General features: G+C 68.4%; 1 protein-coding gene. It reads left to right on the forward strand.

Going from position 1 to position 244, the window contains the following annotated elements; translation table 11 throughout:
* A partial coding sequence (locus A9Z05_RS33285) for an L-lactate permease (RefSeq protein ID WP_176730280.1) occupies nucleotides 1-244 on the forward strand: 244 nt, incomplete at both ends.

Raw genomic sequence — 244 nt, forward strand, 5'->3', positions numbered from 1 at the left:
CGGGCTCGACCAGCTCGTCGTGAAGACCGCGCCGATCGCCGCGACGCCGAAGGCGCTCGACGCGGTGCTGAAGATCGATCTCGTGTCGGCGGTCGGCAGCGCGATCCTCGTGACCGCGCTGATCTCGATGGCGCTGTTGCGGATGAAGCCGCGCGACGCGCTCGTCACGTTCGGCGAGACGCTGAAGGAACTGACGCGCCCGATCCTGTCGATCGGCCTCGTACTCGCGTTCGCGTTCGTCGCG

The organism is Burkholderia sp. A2, assembly GCF_001729305.1.
Classification (GTDB): domain Bacteria; phylum Pseudomonadota; class Gammaproteobacteria; order Burkholderiales; family Burkholderiaceae; genus Burkholderia; species Burkholderia sola.